At 63.1% G+C, this 17,602-nt stretch carries 12 protein-coding genes; 5 read left to right on the forward strand and 7 right to left on the reverse strand.

The genetic code is table 11. From position 1 onward, the window contains the following. Positions 1-5: 5 nt before the first annotated feature. The 5 genes from pyk to gcl form a co-directional block, all read right to left on the reverse strand. Positions 6-1,421 carry a pyruvate kinase gene (gene pyk / locus M2400_RS15875; protein WP_177043076.1) on the reverse strand — a complete coding sequence of 472 codons (1,416 nt, stop codon included), beginning with the start codon at positions 1,419-1,421 and terminating at the stop codon, positions 6-8. Beyond that, entirely contained in the window at positions 1,411-2,706 is a 1,296-nt protein-coding gene (locus M2400_RS15880; protein WP_259199433.1) for a glycerate kinase, read from the reverse strand. Before M2400_RS15880 ends, pyk begins: the two co-directional genes overlap by 11 nt. 188 nt (positions 2,707-2,894) lie before the next feature. Beyond that, positions 2,895-3,785 carry a 2-hydroxy-3-oxopropionate reductase gene (locus M2400_RS15885; protein WP_003210595.1) on the reverse strand — a complete coding sequence of 297 codons (891 nt, stop codon included), beginning with the start codon at positions 3,783-3,785 and terminating at the stop codon, positions 2,895-2,897. A 164-nt stretch (positions 3,786-3,949) separates the two neighbouring features. Continuing rightward, positions 3,950-4,732: a hydroxypyruvate isomerase gene (gene hyi / locus M2400_RS15890; RefSeq protein WP_177043078.1), complete on the reverse strand. Its 783-nt coding sequence runs from the start codon at positions 4,730-4,732 to the stop codon at positions 3,950-3,952. A gap of 10 nt (positions 4,733-4,742) precedes the next feature. Beyond that, positions 4,743-6,518: a glyoxylate carboligase gene (gene gcl, locus M2400_RS15895; protein WP_063028181.1), complete on the reverse strand. Its 1,776-nt coding sequence runs from the start codon at positions 6,516-6,518 to the stop codon at positions 4,743-4,745. A gap of 267 nt (positions 6,519-6,785) precedes the next feature. On the opposite strand from gcl, the gene M2400_RS15900 reads away from it, so the two are divergent. Then, the gene (locus M2400_RS15900) at positions 6,786-7,226 is read left to right on the forward strand and encodes a heme-binding protein (protein ID WP_177043080.1); all 441 of its coding nucleotides are present in this window, start codon (positions 6,786-6,788) and stop codon (positions 7,224-7,226) included. A gap of 115 nt (positions 7,227-7,341) precedes the next feature. Here M2400_RS15900 and M2400_RS15905 read toward each other — a convergent pair whose 3' ends face one another. Further along, positions 7,342-7,800 (reverse strand): REP-associated tyrosine transposase, encoded by a 459-nt coding sequence (locus M2400_RS15905; RefSeq protein WP_177043081.1) that lies wholly within the window; start codon positions 7,798-7,800, stop codon positions 7,342-7,344. Positions 7,801-7,994: 194 nt separating this feature from the next. Beyond that, entirely contained in the window at positions 7,995-8,600 is a 606-nt protein-coding gene (locus M2400_RS15910) for a TetR/AcrR family transcriptional regulator (RefSeq protein ID WP_259199402.1), read from the reverse strand. Between the two features lie 241 nt (positions 8,601-8,841). Here M2400_RS15910 and M2400_RS15915 point away from each other — a divergent pair, with 241 nt between their 5' ends. From M2400_RS15915 to M2400_RS15930, 4 genes are read left to right on the forward strand one after another with little or no spacing between them, the layout of a single operon-like run. After that, positions 8,842-9,969 carry an efflux RND transporter periplasmic adaptor subunit gene (locus M2400_RS15915; protein ID WP_177113573.1) on the forward strand — a complete coding sequence of 376 codons (1,128 nt, stop codon included), beginning with the start codon at positions 8,842-8,844 and terminating at the stop codon, positions 9,967-9,969. 13 nt (positions 9,970-9,982) lie between these two features. Beyond that, positions 9,983-13,045, forward strand: coding sequence for an efflux RND transporter permease subunit (locus tag M2400_RS15920; RefSeq protein WP_259199399.1), 3,063 nt, complete (start codon positions 9,983-9,985; stop codon positions 13,043-13,045). Positions 13,046-13,050: 5 nt separating this feature from the next. Then, entirely contained in the window at positions 13,051-16,176 is a 3,126-nt protein-coding gene (locus tag M2400_RS15925; RefSeq protein ID WP_259199466.1) for an efflux RND transporter permease subunit, read from the forward strand. Beyond that, positions 16,173-17,594: an efflux transporter outer membrane subunit gene (locus M2400_RS15930; protein WP_259199397.1), complete on the forward strand. Its 1,422-nt coding sequence runs from the start codon at positions 16,173-16,175 to the stop codon at positions 17,592-17,594. Before M2400_RS15925 ends, M2400_RS15930 begins: the two co-directional genes overlap by 4 nt. The last annotated feature ends 8 nt before the right edge of the window (positions 17,595-17,602 follow it).

Genomic DNA, 17,602 nt, shown 5'->3' on the forward strand with positions numbered 1-17,602 from the left:
AGGCGCTAGATCAACGTCTCTATCCGTAGCGAGTTGGTCGACCCCGGCTGCCCGAACGGCACCCCCGCGGTAATCACCAACGTGTCCCCACGCTGCGCCATACCCTGTGCCTGGGCAATCTCCAGCGCCGTGGAACACACCTCATCCACCTGCCGCAATCGGTCATTCACCACCGAGTGCACGCCCCACGCCACGCTTAACCGACGCGCCGTGGACAGGTTCGGCGTCAGGTTCAGGATCGGCACCGCCGGCCGTTCCCGCGCCGCCCGCAGGCTGGAGCTGCCCGACTCGCTGTAGTTCACCAGCACCGCCACCGGCAGGATGCTGCTGATACGCCGAATCGCGCAGCTGATGGCGTCCGATACCGTGGCATCGGCCTTGGGCCGGCTGACGTCCAGCTGGGTCTGGTAGTCCGGGCCGTTTTCCACCTGGCGAATGATCTTGCTCATCATCAGCACGGCCTCCAGCGGGTATTCGCCGGAAGCGGTTTCCGCCGAGAGCATCACCGCATCCGCGCCTTCCGCCACTGCGTTGGCCACGTCCGTGACCTCGGCACGGGTCGGTGCCGGTGAGAAGCGCATCGACTCAAGCATCTGCGTGGCCACCACCACCGGCTTACCCAACTGACGGCACACACCAATGATGTCCTTCTGGATTTGCGGCACGCTTTCTGCCGGCACTTCCACCCCCAGGTCCCCTCTGGCGACCATGATCGCGTCGCTCAGCGCGGCGATTTCCTGCAGGTGCTGCACCGCCGATGGCTTCTCGATCTTGGCCATCAGGAACGCCTTGTCGCCGATCAATTCCCGGGCTTCGCGGATGTCTTCCGGGCGTTGCACAAACGACAGCGCCACCCAGTCCACCCCCAGTTCCAGGCCGAAACTCAGGTCGCGGCGGTCTTTGGCGGTCAGCGGGCTGAGTTCGAGCAATGCCTGGGGCACGTTCACGCCTTTGCGGTCCGACAGTTCACCGCCATTGAGTACGGTGGTGTCGATGGCATCCACGTGCTTGGTGATCACCCGCAGGCGCAGCTTGCCGTCGTCCAGCAGCAGGTCCATGCCGGGCTTCAGGGCCGCGATGATTTCCGGGTGCGGCAGGTTGACCCGCCGCTGGTCACCGGGTGTCGGGTCCAGGTCCAGGCGCAGGGCCTGGCCGCGAATCAGTTGCACCTTGCCTTCGGCAAAACGCCCGACCCGCAGTTTCGGGCCTTGCAGGTCCATGAGGATGCCGAGGGGATAATTGAGCTGGCGCTCCACCTGGCGAATCCACTGGTAGCGCTGGGCATGATCGGCGTGATCACCGTGGCTGAAATTCAGACGGAAGATGTTCACCCCGGCTTCCACCAGTTCGCGGATGTCATCGATGCTGTCGGTGGCCGGGCCCAGCGTGGCGAGGATTTTGACCTTCTTGTCAGGCGTCATGTTCAGGGGACTCTCTTTCAGGGCTTTCAAGAATCAGAATGGCGCGAAAATCGTTGACGTTGGTGCGGGTCGGCTCGGTGATGATCAGGCCGTCGAGGGCCGCGAAGTAACCGTAGCCATTGTTGTTGTCCAGTTCATCGCTGGCGCTCAGGCCCAGGGCTTCGGCGCGGGCGTAACTGGTGGGCGTCATGATCGCGCCGGCGTTGTCTTCGGAGCCGTCGATGCCGTCGGTGTCACCCGCCAGGGCGTAGACGCCGGGCAGGCCCTTGAGGCTGTCGGTGAGGCTCAGCAGGAATTCGGCATTGCGCCCGCCACGGCCATTGCCGCGCACGGTCACGGTGGTTTCACCGCCGGAAAGGATCACGCAAGGCGCTGCCAGCGGCTGGCCATGCTGGATGATTTGCCGGGCGATGCCGGCGTGTACCTTGGCCACGTCCCGCGCTTCGCCTTCCAGGTCGCCGAGGATCAACGGGCTGAAACCGGCCTGGCGGACTTTCACCGCCACCGCTTCCAGGGATTGCTGTGGGCGGGCGATCAGTTGGAAATGGCTGCGGGCGAGCACCGGGTCGCCGGGCTTGACCGTCTCCGACTCCGGGCTTTGCAGCCAGGTGCGCACCGACGCCGGGATTTCAATCTGGTAGCGCTTGAGGATCGCCAGCGCCTGCTGCGAGGTGCTGGGGTCGCCGACGGTGGGGCCGGAAGCGATGACCGTGGCCTGGTCGCCCGGCACATCGGAAATCGCGTAGGTGTAGACCGTGGCCGGCCAGCTTGCCCGGGCGAGGCGGCCGCCCTTGATTGCCGAGAGGTGCTTGCGCACGCAGTTCATCTCGCCAATGGTGGCGCCGGATTTGAGCAGGGCTTTGTTGATCGCTTGCTTGTCCGCCAGGGTGATGCCGGCGGCCGGAAGGGCGAGCAACGCAGAGCCACCGCCGGAGAGCAGGAAGATCACGCGGTCGTCTTCGCTGAGGTGGCTGATCAACTCCAGCACGCGCTTGGCCACGGCCTGGCCGGCGGCATCCGGAACCGGGTGCGCGGCTTCGACCACTTCGATTTTCTTGCAGGGTGCACCGTGGCCGTAGCGGGTGACCACCAGGCCGCAGACTTCGCCTTGCCAGCAGTTTTCCACCACCAGCGCCATGGCGGCGGCGGCTTTGCCGGCACCGATCACGATGACACGGCCGCTGCGGTCGGCGGGTAGATAGGGTTCGAGGACTTGCCGGGGGTGGGCGGCGTCGATGGCTGTGGCAAACAGCTCGCGAAGCAGGTGTTGCGGATCGACCGACATAAGCGGGCTCCCGGGGATTCTTGTTATTAGAGGTACATCAAACTCGATGTGAAACGCGGTCAAAAATGTGGGAGCTGGCTTGCCTGCGATAGCGGTGTGTCAGGCGATGAGTCAGTGTCTGAACGACCGCTATCGCAGGCAAGCCAGCTCCCACACTTGATTGCATTCCAAGGCAGGGGCGCTGTTGTTTACTTATCGCGAATCGAAAAATTCGCCATATGCTCCAGGCCCTTGATCAGCGCCGAGTGGTCCCAGTTGCCGCCACCGATGGCCGTGCAGGTGCTGAATACCTGTTGCGTACCGGCGGTGTTCGGCAGGTTGATCCCCAGCTCCTTGGCACCCGCCAGCGCCAGGTTCAAATCCTTCTGGTGCAGGTTGATGCGGAAGCCCGGGTCGAAGGTGCCCTTGATCATCCGCTCGCCATGCACTTCCAGGATCTTGGACGAAGCAAAACCACCCATCAGCGCTTCACGCACCTTGGCCGGGTCGGCACCGTTTTTCGAGGCAAACAGCAGCGCTTCGGCCACCGCCTGGATGTTCAGGGCGACGATGATCTGGTTGGCCACCTTGGCGGTCTGGCCATCGCCGTTGCCGCCCACCAGGGTGATGTTCTTGCCCATGGCCTGGAATAGCGGCAGGGCGCGTTCGAAGGTGTGCGGGTCGCCGCCGATCATGATGCTCAGGGTGCCGGCCTTGGCACCGACTTCACCACCGGACACCGGGGCGTCGAGGTAGCGCGCGCCGGTCTCGTTGATCTTCGCGGCAAAGGCTTTGGTGGCGGTGGGCGAGATCGAGCTCATGTCGATCACCACTTTGTTCGGCCCCAGGCCTGCGGCAACGCCGTCGGCGCGGAACAGCACATCGTCGACCTGCGGGGTGTCGGGCACCATGACGATGATGAACTCGGCTTCCTGAGCCACTTGCTGCGGGTTGGCCAGGGCCACCGCGCCCGCGCTGATCAGTTCAGCCGGGGCCTTGCCGTGATGCTCGGACAGGAACAGTTGGTGACCGGCCTTTTGCAGGTTGGCGGCCATGGGTTGGCCCATGATGCCGGTGCCGATAAATCCGATTTTAGCCATGACGAAAATCCTCTCTTTATTCGATGTGAGAGCTGCTTTTTGTGGGAGCTGGCTTGCCTGCGATGGCATCACCTCGGTTTAACTGAGAGACCGAGTTGCCTGCATCGCAGGCAAGCCAGCTCCCACACAAGCCCTGCTTTCACATTGGGTTTTGTGTTGTTCAGTCAGATCGCGTTGTGGCTTTTGAGCCAGCCAAGCCCGGCTTCAGTCGTGGTCAACGGCTTGTACTCACAGCCGACCCAACCCTGATAACCAATGCGGTCCAAATGTTCGAACAGGAAGCGGTAGTTGATTTCACCGGTGCCCGGCTCGTTGCGCCCCGGGTTGTCGGCCAGCTGGATGTGGTTGATCTCATCCAGGTGGTTCGCCATGGTGCGGGCGAGGTCGCCTTCCATGATTTGCATGTGATAGATGTCGTATTGCAGGAACAGGTTGGCGCTGCCCACCTGCTCGCGAATCGACAGGGCCTGCGCCGTGTTGTTCAGGTAGAAGCCCGGAATGTCGCGGGTGTTGATCATCTCCATCACAAGCTTGATGCCCACCGCTTGCAGCTTATCGGCGGCGTACTTGAGGTTGGCGACGAAGGTTTTTTCCAGGGTGGCGTCATCCACACCGGCAGGACGAATCCCCGCCAGGCAGTTGATCTGGGTATTGCCCAGCACCTGGGCGTAGGCGATGGCCAGGTTGACCCCGGCGCGGAACTCCTCGACCCGGTCCGGGTGGCACGCCAGGCCGCGTTCGCCCTTGGCCCAGTCACCGGCCGGCAGGTTGAACAGCACTTGGGTCAGGCCGTGGGCATCGAGTTGCGCCTTGATTTCAGCCGAGCTGAATTCATAGGGAAACAGGTATTCCACACCACTGAACCCCGCGTCGGCGGCGGCTTTGAAACGGGCAAGAAAGTCCTGTTCGGTAAACAGCATGGACAGGTTGGCGGCAAAACGCGGCATGGGGTTCTCCTTAATCGAGCAGTGAAATGGCAGTCGGCGCGTCGTTGCCCACCAGTGCCAGATCTTCGAATTCGTTGACGGCGTTGATCTCGGTGCCCATGGAAATATTGGTCACCCGCTCCAGAATGATCTCGACGATCACCGGCACCTTGAACTCCTCGATCATCTCCTGGGCCTTGCGCAGTGCCGGCTGGATCTGACCCGGCTCGAACACGCGCAGGGCCTTGCAACCCAGGCCTTCGGCGACGGCCACGTGGTCCACGCCATAACCGTTGAGTTCCGGCGCGTTGAGGTTGTCGAAGGACAGCTGCACGCAGTAGTCCATTTCAAACCCGCGCTGGGCCTGGCGGATCAGCCCCAGGTAGGAGTTGTTCACCACCACGTGGATGTACGGCAGCTTGAACTGCGCGCCCACGGCCAGCTCTTCGATCATGAACTGGAAGTCATAGTCGCCGGACAAGGCCACAACCTTGCGGGTCGGGTCTGCCTTGACCACGCCCAGCGCTGCCGGGATGGTCCAGCCGAGCGGGCCGGCCTGGCCGCAGTTGATCCAGTGGCGGGGTTTATAGACGTGCAGGAACTGCGCGCCGGCAATCTGTGACAAGCCGATGGTGCTGACGTAGCAGGTGTCTTTGCCGAACACCTGGTTCATCTCTTCGTACACCCGTTGCGGCTTGACCGGCACGTTGTCGAAGTGGGTCTTGCGGTGCAGGGTGGCCTTGCGCTGCTGGCAGTCGTGCAGCCAGGCGCTGCGGTCCTTGAGTTTGCCGGCGGCTTTCCACTCGCGGGCCACTTCAATGAACATGGTCAGGGCGGAACCGGCGTCGGAAACGATGCCCAGGTCCGGGGTGAACACGCGGCCGATTTGCGTCGGCTCGATGTCCACGTGAATGAACTTGCGGCCCTCGGTGTACACCTCCACCGAACCGGTGTGACGGTTGGCCCAGCGGTTACCGATGCCCAGCACCACGTCCGATTTCAACATCGTCGCGTTGCCGTAGCGGTGGGACGTTTGCAGGCCGACCATGCCCACCATCTGCGGGTGATCGTCCGGGATCGTGCCCCAGCCCATCAGGGTCGGGATTACCGGGATGCCGGTCAATTCGGCGAACTCCACCAGCAGTTCGCTGGCGTCGGCGTTGATCACGCCACCACCGCTCACCAGCAACGGGCGTTCGGCCTGGTCCAGCAGGGCCAGGGCCTTTTCCACCTGGATGCGGGTGGCCAACGGCTTGGCCAGGGGCAGCGGCTGGTAGGCATCGATGTCGAATTCGATCTCGGCCATTTGCACGTCGAACGGCAGGTCGATCAACACCGGGCCCGGGCGGCCGGAGCGCATTTCGTAGAAGGCTTTCTGGAAGGCATACGGCACCTGGCCCGGTTCCAGGACGGTGGTCGCCCACTTGGTCACCGGCTTGACGATGCTGGTGATATCCACGGCCTGGAAGTCTTCCTTGTGCATCCGTGCCCGTGGCGCCTGGCCGGTGATGCACAGGATCGGGATCGAGTCGGCCGAGGCGCTGTACAGGCCGGTGACCATGTCGGTGCCCGCCGGGCCCGAAGTGCCGATGCACACGCCGATGTTGCCGGCCTTGGTGCGGGTGTAGCCCTCGGCCATGTGCGAGGCGCCTTCAACGTGGCGAGCAAGGACGTGATCGATGCCACCGACCTTCTGCAAGGCCGAATACAGCGGGTTGATCGCGGCGCCCGGGATACCGAAGGCGGTGTCGACCCCTTCACGGCGCATCACCAGGACAGCGGCTTCGATTGCTCTCATTTTGCTCATGGTTTTGGTGCCTCTTGCGTTTTGTAATTGTATACAAGTGGTGTTGGTCCGAAGTGTATTCACGGCGAGCGGGGCAGGTCAATCCATTTTCTTGGGTGGCCTTTACGTTCGTCGGAAGGCTTCTGGACAGGAATATTTCGACGTGTGGTGCGTATGTTTCGAAATATTGTATACAAAAAATAAATCTATTGTGTTCTATTTGTTGAATCCGGCTTCTGATCAAACAGAGCCCCACGGCTTTCCCATAACAAGATAAGGACGGCACCCATGAGCGCTTTAACCTTGAAAGTCGCAGTCAGCCTGGCCAGCCATGCCATCACCGCAGGCCGCGCCATTTCGGCGGCGCCGCTGACCATTGCGGTACTCGACAGTGGCGGGCATTTGATTACGTTGCAGCGCGAGGATGGCGCGAGCCTGCTGCGCCCGCAGATCGCCATAGGCAAGGCCTGGGGCGCGATTGCCCTGGGCAAGGGCTCGCGCTTGCTGGCGCTGGATGCGCAGCAGCGGCCAGCGTTTATTGCGGCGTTGAACAGCCTGGGGCAGGGCAGCGTGGTACCGGCGCCGGGCGGGGTGTTGATTCGGGATCAGGCGGGAGTGGTGCTGGGCGCGATCGGGATCAGCGGGGATACGTCGGATATTGATGAGCAGTGTGCGATCAGTGCGATCGAGGGGGTGGGGTTGTTGGCGGATGCTGGGGTGTCTGCTTGATTTGAGGTGACTGATGGATAGTCATCGCAGGCAAGCCAGCTCCCACAGTTGAATGTATTCACAAATCAAAATGTGGGAGCGGGCTTGCCCGCGATGGCGGCGACTCGGTCTACAGTCAAACCCAGATCGCATCCCACAGAGGGTAGTCGCCAAATTTCTTCACGAGCCCCGCTCTCAGGGGATTGGCCACGATGTACCGGGCTATGCCCTCAAGGCTTTCTTCACGCCGCACGGCATGATCATGGAAGCCCGGTTGCCAAAGGCGCCCTTGACGCCCGGCAACAGCATTTACGATTCGGGTACTTTTGGATTTGACCTGGCGCATAAGGTCCGACAGCGAACCGTTTTCCAGCGAAATCAACCAGTGAAAATGATCAGGCATCACCACCCAGGCCAATGAGGTTGCCAGGCGTTGGCTTTGGGCAATTCTGAACTGCTGTACCACCAGTCTGCCCAGCTTGAAGTCGCTGAATATCGGCTCGCGATGCAGTGTGTTGCTGGTCAGAAGATAAATGCGGTTGGATTCGTTATAGCGCCCTGTGCGCAGACGACATGATGCGGGTAGATCAGGCATTCCGTTGCCCCTTTGCAGAATTGAGTTCTGAAAGGCTAGATGGGAATGTTTTAAGGGGTGTTCCAGGTTTTGGCAGGATGTGTCCGGGAGATAGCTATCGCGGGCAAGCCCGCTCCCACAGGGGACTTCTGTCGTTCATACATTCTGTGTCTGGCACAAATCCACTGTGGGAGCTGGCTTGCCTGCGATGCTCTTCAGTCCGGCTCACACCCTTTAAGCACCAACCGAATAATCGTCTGCGCCGCCGCCTCGTAATCCGCCTCATCCAGCTTGACCTTCCCGGTCACCGCCGAAATCTGCCAGTCAAAATCCGCATACGTCTGCGTTGCCGCCCAGATGCTGAACATCAGGTGATGCGGATCAATCGGCGCAATCAGCCCCCGATCCACCCAGCTCTGGATGCAGTCGATGTTGTGCTTGGCCTGGGCATTCAGCTGTTCCACCTGCTCGGCGCTCAGGTGCGGGGCGCCGTGCATGATTTCACTGGCGAACACCTTTGAGGCAAACGGCAGATCCCGGGAGATGCTGATTTTCGAGCGGATGTACCCGCTCAGCACGGCCGAAGGATCACCCTCCGGATTGAACGGCGTCGAAGCCGCCAGGATCGGCTCGATAATGCTTTCGAGCACCTCGCGGTAGAGGTTGTCCTTGGACTTGAAGTAGTAGTAGACGTTGGGCTTGGGCAGCCCGGCCTTGGCGGCGATGTCGCTGGTTTTGGTCGCGGCGAAGCCCTTGTCGGCAAACTCCTCACTGGCAGCCCGCAGGATCAGTTCTTTGTTGCGCTCGCGAATGGTGCTCATAGACCAGGTCATTCCTTGCCAAGACAGGCGGTCGGGCATGGTAGCACCGGCTTTGCGCAGGGCTCAAGAATCGTGCTGCAGCCCTTGCGTGGCGGGGCGCCCAGCTGACTTTGTCTGTCTTGATGCTGAACGCATTCACGGTCGTACAGGCACAGCCCGGGCGCGCTGCTAGAGTTCAGGCAGCGAGCGGCCATTTAGCCTGGCCGCCCCTTCCTGATTTCGGCGTTCGAGAGAGAAACCCGTGGAGAAAAGCAGACGACGTACGTTCGCCTGGGCAGTTGGCACGTTGTTACTGGTAGCGTTGTTGATTGCCCTGGGTTTGCACTTCTTTGCAGGCGGGCACAAAGGCCGGCCTCCCGCCCCCGGCGAACCGGTGGCCGTGGTGCCGGTGGTGTTGCAGGACGTGCCGGTGTATATCGACGCCCTCGGCACCGTCACCCCCACCCGCAGTGTGACCGTGGTCACCCAGGTCGATGGCATCCTCAGCAGCGTGGCGTTCAAGGAAGGCCAGCACGTCACCCAGGGCCAGGTGATTGCGCGCATCGATGACCGTGCCCTCAAGGCCCAACTGGCCGTGGCCAAGGGCACCCTGGCCCACGACCAGGCGGTATTGAGCAACGCCCAGCGCGATCTGGCGCGCTACCGCGAACTGGTCAAGGCCGGTTCCACCAGCCAGCAAACCGTCGACACCCAGGCTTCGTTGGTCCAGCAACAGTTGGGCACCGTGGCCGCCGACCAGGGCAATGTGCAGAACCTTGAAGTGCAGGTCGGTTACTGCACCATCACCTCGCCGGTCGACGGCGTGGTGGGCCTGCGCCTGGTAGACCCCGGCAACTACGTCACCACCACCAGCACCACCGGCATCGTGGTGATTACCCAGATGAACCCGGCCACCGTGGTGTTCGCCGTGCCCGAGGATGACTTGGGTGCAATCAATCAAGCCCTGGGCCGTGGCGCCGTGACGGTGCTGGCCTACGACCGCAATAAAAAAGCCTTGCTGGCCACCGGCAGCCTGTTGGCCCTGGATAACCAGGTGGATACCACCACCGGCACCATCAAGGTCAAGGCGCAGTTCGATGATTCGGGCAATGCGCTGTTCCCCAACCAATTCGTCAATGCGCGCCTGAAGGCCGACACTTTGACCCAGGTTGCCGTGGTGCCCACCCGGGCGATCCAGCATGGCAGCAAGGGTGATTTCGTGTTCGTGGTGAATGGCGACAAGGCCAGCCTGCGCAATATCAAGACCGGCCCGTCCATGGGCGATGTCTCGGCGGTGCTCGAGAATGGGGTCAAGCCGGGCGAGCAGGTGATCACCGAAGGCGCCGACAAACTGGATGACGGTTCGGCCGTGAAGGTCGTCGCCCAGTGAGGAGCTGCCGAGCATGAACATTTCGCGGCCCTTTATCGAACGTCCCGTCGCCACCACCTTGATGATGGTCGCGGTGCTGTTGCTGGGGATGCTGGGGTATCACTTGCTGTCGGTGTCGGCCTTGCCCGAAGTCGACTACCCGACCATCCAGGTCTTCACCCAATACCCCGGCGCCAGCCCGGACGTGGTCAGTTCGTCCATCACTGCGCCGCTGGAGCGCCAGCTCGGCGAAATGCCGGGCCTCAAATCCATGAACTCCACCAGCTCCGACGGCGCGTCGGTGGTGACCCTGCAATTCGACCTGTCGCTGTCCCTGGACGTCGCCGAGCAGGAAGTGCAGGCCGCGATCAACGCCGCCGGCACCTTCCTGCCGGCCAACCTGCCGTACCCGCCGGTGTACAGCAAGGTCAACCCGGCGGATGCGCCGGTGCTGACCCTGTCCCTGACCTCCGACGTGCTGCCGCTGACCAAGGTCGAAGACCTGGCCGACACACGCCTGGCGCAGAAAATCTCGCAGATCACCGGCGTGGGCCTGGTGACCATCAGCGGCGGCCAGCGCCCGGCGGTGCGGGTCGAGGCGAACACCTCGGCACTCAATAGCCTGGGCCTGTCCATCGATGACCTGCGCACCTCCCTGGGCACGGCCAACGTCAACCAGGCCAAGGGCAATATCGACGGCAAGTTCCAGGCCTATTCCATCGGCGCCAACGACCAGCTGCAATCGGCCGAGGAATACCGCGACCTGGTGATCGCCTATAAAAACGGCGCACCGATTCGCCTGTCGCAGATCGCCACTTCCACCCAGGGCCCGGAGAACCCGCGCCAGGCCGCGTGGACCAACAGCACGCCGTCGATTGTGCTGAACATCCAGCGCCAACCCGGCGCCAACGTGATCGAAGTGGTCGACCGCGTGCAGCAATTGCTGCCCAAGTTGCGGGCCAGTTTGCCGGGCACCTTGAAGGTCGCTGTGCTCACCGACCGCACCCAAACCATCCGCGCCTCGGTCACCGATGTGCAGTATGAACTGGCCATGGCCATCGGGCTGGTGGTGATCGTGATTTTCGCGTTCCTGCGCAACGTGCCGGCCACGGTCATTCCCGCCGTGACCATTCCGCTGACGTTGGTGGGCACCCTGGCGGTGGCCTATGCATTGGGCTTCTCCCTGAACAACCTGACGCTGATGGCGCTGACGATTGCCATCGGGTTTGTGGTGGATGACGCCATCGTGATGATCGAAAACATCACGCGCTACATCGAGGCGGGGGACTCGCCGCTGGAGGCGGCGCTCAAGGGTTCGGAGCAGATTGGTTTCACGATTATTTCGCTGTCGATTGCGCTGATCGCAGTGATGATCCCGCTGCTGTTCATGGGCGATGTGGTCGGGCGACTGTTCCGCGAATTTGCCATGACCGTGGCCGTGACCATCGTGATCTCGGCGTTCATCTCCCTGACCCTGACGCCGATGATGTGCGCGCGGATGCTCAAGAACAAGCACGAGGAACGCCGTGCGGATTTCTTCGACCGCATCAACACCCACTACGTGCGTGGCCTCGACTGGGTGCTGGCCCACCGCACGCTCACGCTGATCTCGGTGGTGCTCACCGCCGCGCTGACCCTGGTGACCCTGGTGATCATGCCCAAGGGCTTTTTCCCGGACCAGGACACTGGCCTGATCCAGGGCATTTCCCAGGCCGCGCCCACGGTGTCCTTCCAGCAGATGCAGACCGACCAGCAGCGCCTCGCCGCGCGAATCCTCAAGGACCCGGCGGTGCAAAGCCTGTCGTCGTTCGTTGGCATCGACCAGACCAACCCGACCATCAACCAGGGCAACCTGCTGATCAACCTCAAGCCCCGGGGCGAGCGTGACAGCGCCACCGAAGTGATCCGCCGGCTTTCGGATGCCAACGCCGACGACGCCGGCATCCGCCTGTACCTGCACTCGGTGCAGGACCTGACCCTCGATGCCACGGTGTCCACCACCAGCTACCGCCTGGGCCTGCAAGCCACCGACCCGGACGAGCTGGAACAGTGGACCACCAAGCTGCTGGCGGCGATCAAGCAAGACCCGATGTTCACCGACGTGCAAAGCCAGGCGATGCAGTTCGGCAACCAGATCCAGCTGACGTTTGACCGCGCCACCGCCTCGCGCCTGGGCATCACGCCCCAGGCGATCGACGACGTGCTGTACGACGCCTTCGGCCAGCGCCAGGTCTCGACGATTTATACCCAGCTCAACCAGTACCACGTGGTGATCGCCACCGACCATCCGCCGCGCAACTTGCAGGATTTGCTCACGGGGTTGTACGTGGACATTCCCGGTGGCGGCGTGGCGCCGCTGTCGAGCATGGCGACCATGCAGGTGGTGCGTACGCCCGTGACCATCAACCGTTTGGGTCAGTTTCCGTATGCCGACGTGTCCTTCAACCTCGCCCCGGGCCAGACCCTTGGCGCGGCGGTCACGCGGCTCAAGGACATCGAGGCCAAGGTCGGCTTGCCCTTGTCGGTGCAGGCCAACCTTGAAGGCGCAGCGGCCACGTTCGAGCAGTCGCTGTCGAACCAGGTGTTCCTGGTGGTGGCGGCGATTGTGGTGGTGTACCTGATGCTGGGGATTCTGTACGAGAGCTTCGTGCACCCGGTGACGATCCTTTCGACGCTGCTGTCGGCGGCGCTCGGGGCCTTGCTGGCGCTGCTGGTGACCGGTACGCAGTTCGACATCATCGGCTTGATCGGCATTGTGCTGCTGATCGGCATCGTGATGAAAAACGGCATCATGATGGTCGACTTTGCCTTGGAGTTACTACGTGAGGGCGGCCTGAGCCCTGTGGCGGCGATTCGTCAGGCGGCGGAGTTGCGGTTCCGGCCGATCCTGATGACCAGCATGGCCTCGCTGTTCGGCGCAGTGCCGCTGGCGCTGGGCACGGGGATTGGCTCGGAGCTGCGTCACCCGCTGGGCATCGCGATCATTGGCGGGTTGTTGCTCAGCCAGTTGCTGACGCTGTTTTCCACACCGGTGATCTTCCTCGCCATGCACGGCCTGGGGGAACGCTTCAGCCGCCGCCCGGCTGAAGCGGTCTGATGGCGATGAACGTCAGCGCGCCGTTTGTTCGCCGTCCCATTGCAACCACCTTGATGGCGGCGGGCCTCGCGCTGTTTGGCGCACTGGCCTTCATGCTGCTGCCGGTGGCGCCGCTGCCGGAGGTGGATTTCCCGACCATCAGCGTCAGCGCCTCCTTGCCCGGCGCCGACCCGACCACCGTCGCCAGTTCGGTGGCCACGCCGCTGGAGCGCGAGTTCGGGCAGATCGCCGGGGTTACGCAGATGACTTCGTCCAGCAGCCTTGGCTCGGCGCGGATCATCTTGCAGTTCGACCTGAACCGCGACATCGACGGCGCCGCCCGGGACGTGCAGGCCGCGATCAACGCTGCGCGCAGCAACCTGCCCAGCGACCTGTCCGGCAACCCGACGTACCGCAAGGTCAACCCGGCGGACTCGCCGATCCTGATCATCAGCCTGACCTCCGACAGCGCCACGCCGGGGCAGATGTATGACGTGGCCTCGACCCTGCTGGAGCAGAAGCTGTTGCAGACCACCGGGGTCGGTGACGTGACGGTGGGCGGCGGCGCGCTGCCGGCGGTGCGGGTGGAATTGAACCCCGACCGGCTCAACCAGTACGGCGTCAGCCTGGAGCAGGTACGCCAGGTGATAAACGCCTCCAACGTGAACTTGCCCAAGGGCAACGTGGCCATCGGTGACCGCAACTACGGCATTGCCGCCAACGACCAGTTGCTCGATGAAAAGGACTACGGGCCGCTGGTGGTCAAGGCCCACAACGGCGACCTGATCCATATCGCCGACCTTGGCTACGTGCGCGAAGACGTGCAGGACCTGCGCAACTTCGGCCTGTCCAACGGCAAGCCGGCGGTGCTGCTGGTGGTGTTCAAGCAGCCAGGGGCTAACGTGATCGAGACGGTGGACGCGGTGAAAGCCGCGCTGCCGTTTTTGCAAAGCTCGATCCCGGCGACGATCAAGCTCGACTTGCTGATGGACCGCACCACCACCATTCGCGCTTCGTTGCACGACGTGGAGGTGACGTTGCTGGTGTCGATCCTGTTGGTGACCCTGGTGACGTTCGGCTTCTTCCGCGACTGGCGCAGCACCCTGGTGCCGGCGATCGTGGTGCCGCTGTCGCTGCTGGGCACCTTTGGCGCGATGTACTTTCTTGGCTACAGCCTGAACAACCTGTCCCTCATGGCGCTGACCATTTCTACCGGCTTTGTGGTGGACGATGCGATCGTGGTGGTGGAAAACATCATGCGTCACCTGGAGCGCGGCAAGACCCGGGTGGAGGCCGCACTGGAAGGGGCGCGTGAAGTCGGCTTCACGGTGCTGACCATCAGCGTGTCCCTGGTGGCGGTGTTTATTCCGCTGCTGCTGATGGGCGGGATTGTCGGGCGGTTGTTCCGCGAGTTCTCGGTGTCGCTGTCGGTGGCCATCGTGATCTCGATGCTGATCTCCCTGACCGTCACGCCGATGCTCGCCAGCGTGCTGCTGCGCGCGCCGAAAGAGATTCACGCAGGCAACGAACACCCGGACTCGCGCTTTCACCGCTTCTACGATCGCACCCTGGGTTGGGTGATCGACCATACGGTGCTGATGGGCTTTGTCACGGTGCTGGTGATCGTCCTCGCCGGCGTGCTGTACGTGCTGGTGCCCAAGGGCTTCTTTCCCCAGGAAGACACCGGCCGCTTGCAGGGCAGCATCCTGGCGAACCAGAGCATTTCCTACGGGGCGATGCAGAAGGACTTCACCGAGATCAACCGCAAGGTGATGAAAAACCCGAATATCGAAACCGTCGCCGGGTTTGTCGGCGGCGGCGGGGGTGGCGGCGGGGCGGTCAACAGTGCGCAGATGTTTGTGCTGCTCAAGCCCTTGGGCGAGCGCAAGGACAACGCCACCGAGATCATCGGGCAAATCCGCCGCAGCCTCGGCGACCTGCCGGGCACCAAGCTGTATTTGCAGTCGGCTCAGGACATCACCGTGGGTGGCCGGCAAAGTGGCGCACAGTACCAATACACCCTGACCGCCGATGACCAGGAATCCCTGGATGAATGGGTGCCCAAGGTGGTGGAGGTGCTGCGCAAATTGCCGCAACTTACCGACCTGAATACCGACCAGCAGGACAACAGCCTGCTGGCCAATGTGCAGATCAACCGCGACACGGCGGCGCGCCTCGGGGTGAGTATCTCGGCGGTGGACCAGGCGCTGTACGACGCCTTTGGCCAGCGCCAGGTCGCCACCCTGTATCGCGCGGCGAACCAGTACCACGTGGTGATGGAAATCGCCCCGGAGTACTGGACCGACCCTTCGGCGCTCAAGGGCATTTATGTGCCGACCGGCACCCAGGCCACGACCACCAAAGGCACCACGGCGGCGCCCAGCCTGACCACCGAACAGACCCTGGTGCCGCTGTCGGCGCTGGCGGATAACACGGTGGCGCGCACGGCGATTTCCATCAGTCACCAGGGTACGTTCCCGGCGGTGACGGTGTCGTTCAACCTGGCGCCGGGCACGTCCATCGGCCAGGCCACGGCGATGGTGGATGATGCGGTGAAGCAACTGCGCATGCCCGCCAGTGTGGTGGGCCAGTTTGCCGGTACGGCCCAGGTGTTCCAGTCCTCGGTGGCCAGCGAACCGTTGCTGATCGTCGCCGCGTTGCTCTCGGTGTATATCGTGCTGGGCATCCTCTACGAAAACCTGATGCACCCGCTGACCATCCTCTCGACCTTGCCCTCGGCCGGTGTCGGTGCGTTGATCGCCTTGCTGCTGACCGGCACCGAGCTGTCGATCATTGCGCTGGTGGGGGTGATTCTGTTGATCGGCATCGTGAAGAAAAACGCGATCATGATGATCGACTTCGCGATCACCGAGCGGCGGGAGTTCGGCCTTACGGCCAAGGAAGCGATTCGCCGGGCGTGCCTGATCCGTTTCCGGCCGATCATGATGACCACCCTGGCGGCGATCCTTGGCGCGCTGCCGCTGGTGCTGGGCACCGGCTACGGTTCGGAACTGCGCCGGCCGTTGGGGATTTCGATTATTGGTGGCCTGCTGTTCAGCCAGGTGCTGACGCTGTACACCACCCCGGTGATCTACCTGTGGCTCGACCGGGCGTCACAGCGCCTGGGTCGGCGTAAGGAAGCAAGGTTATGAACGTGAAATACAACGTGCTTTGCATCAGCCTGCTGCTCGGCGGCTGCATGGTCGGGCCCGATTACCAGAAGCCCGCCATGGAGCTGCCGCAGACCTTCAAGGAAGGCGCCCAGTGGCAGCGCGCGGCGGCCAACCCCCAAGGGGCGATGGACAGCCAGTGGTGGCTGGCCTATCAGGACCCGGTGCTGAACGACCTGGTGGCGCGCTCGGCCAAGGCCAACCAGTCGATCATCGCGGCGGAGGCGGCGTACCGCCTGGCCCAGGCGCAGGTGGCGTCCAGCCGGGCCGGGTTGTGGCCGACGGTGGGCGTAGGGTTGTCGGGCTCACGGGGAACGGCAGGCAGCGGCAGCGGTACGTCGAGCACCGTTACCAACTCTGGCGGTATAGAGAACAGTGTCAGCGCCACCTTGACCGCCAGCTGGGAGCCGGACCTGTGGGGCCTGGTGCGGCGCGGGATAGAGTCCAGCCAGGCCACGGCCCAGCAATCCGATGCATTGCTGGCCGGGGTACGGTTGTCCATCAGCTCCAGCGTGGCGAGCAACTACCTTGCGCTGCGGCAGATGGATATCGACGTGCGCCTGTTGCAACAGCAACAGAAGATCAACCAGCAATTGCTGGACATGATCCAGGTGCAGTTCACCCAGGGCGTCGCCACCAACGACCAGTTGCTGGTGGCCCAGGACCAGCTCACCACCTCGATTGCCGACCTGCAGACCTCCCTGCGCGACCGCGAGCAATACGAACACGCACTGGCGGTGCTGGTGGGCGTGGCGCCGAGCGAGTTTGCCGTGGCAGCGCGGGATGACTACACCTTTGTGCTGCCGCGCCCGCCGCTGACCTTGCCGTCAACCCTGCTGCAACGGCGTCCCGACGTGGTGGCGGCGGAGCGCTCGGCCGCGGCGGCCAACGCGAAAATCGGCGTGGCCGAAGCCGCGTTCTTCCCGACCCTGGACCTCACCGCCGAGGCCGGTTATCGCGGCAGCGCGCTGGGCGGGTTGTTCTCCCTGCCCAACCGCATCTGGACGTTGGGCCCGGCGCTGGCGCAAACCCTGTTCGACGGCGGCGCCCGTGAGGCAGCGGTCAAGCAGGCCGAGGCCAGCTATGACCAGATCGCCGCGACCTACCGCGGCACCGTGCTCAGCGCCTTGCAGAACGTCGAAGACAACCTGTCGGCGATCAACCACCTGCAAACCCAGGCCGATGCCTTCCAGCAGGTGTACCAGCGCAACCAGCAGCTGTTCGGCAGCCAGCAAGCGCAACTGCGCGCCGGCACTGTCAGCCAGGAAGCCGTGCTGACCCAGCAGCTGGTATTGCTGCAAGCCGAGCAGAATCTTCGCGACACCCAGGGCCAACTCAGCCAGGGCAGTGTGGCGCTGATCCAGAGCCTTGGCGGTGGCTGGCACGTCGACGGACGCTGACAGGCTCG

Origin of the sequence: Pseudomonas sp. BIGb0558 (genome assembly GCF_024807515.1) — a bacterium.
GTDB classification, from domain to species: domain Bacteria; phylum Pseudomonadota; class Gammaproteobacteria; order Pseudomonadales; family Pseudomonadaceae; genus Aquipseudomonas; species Aquipseudomonas yamanorum_A.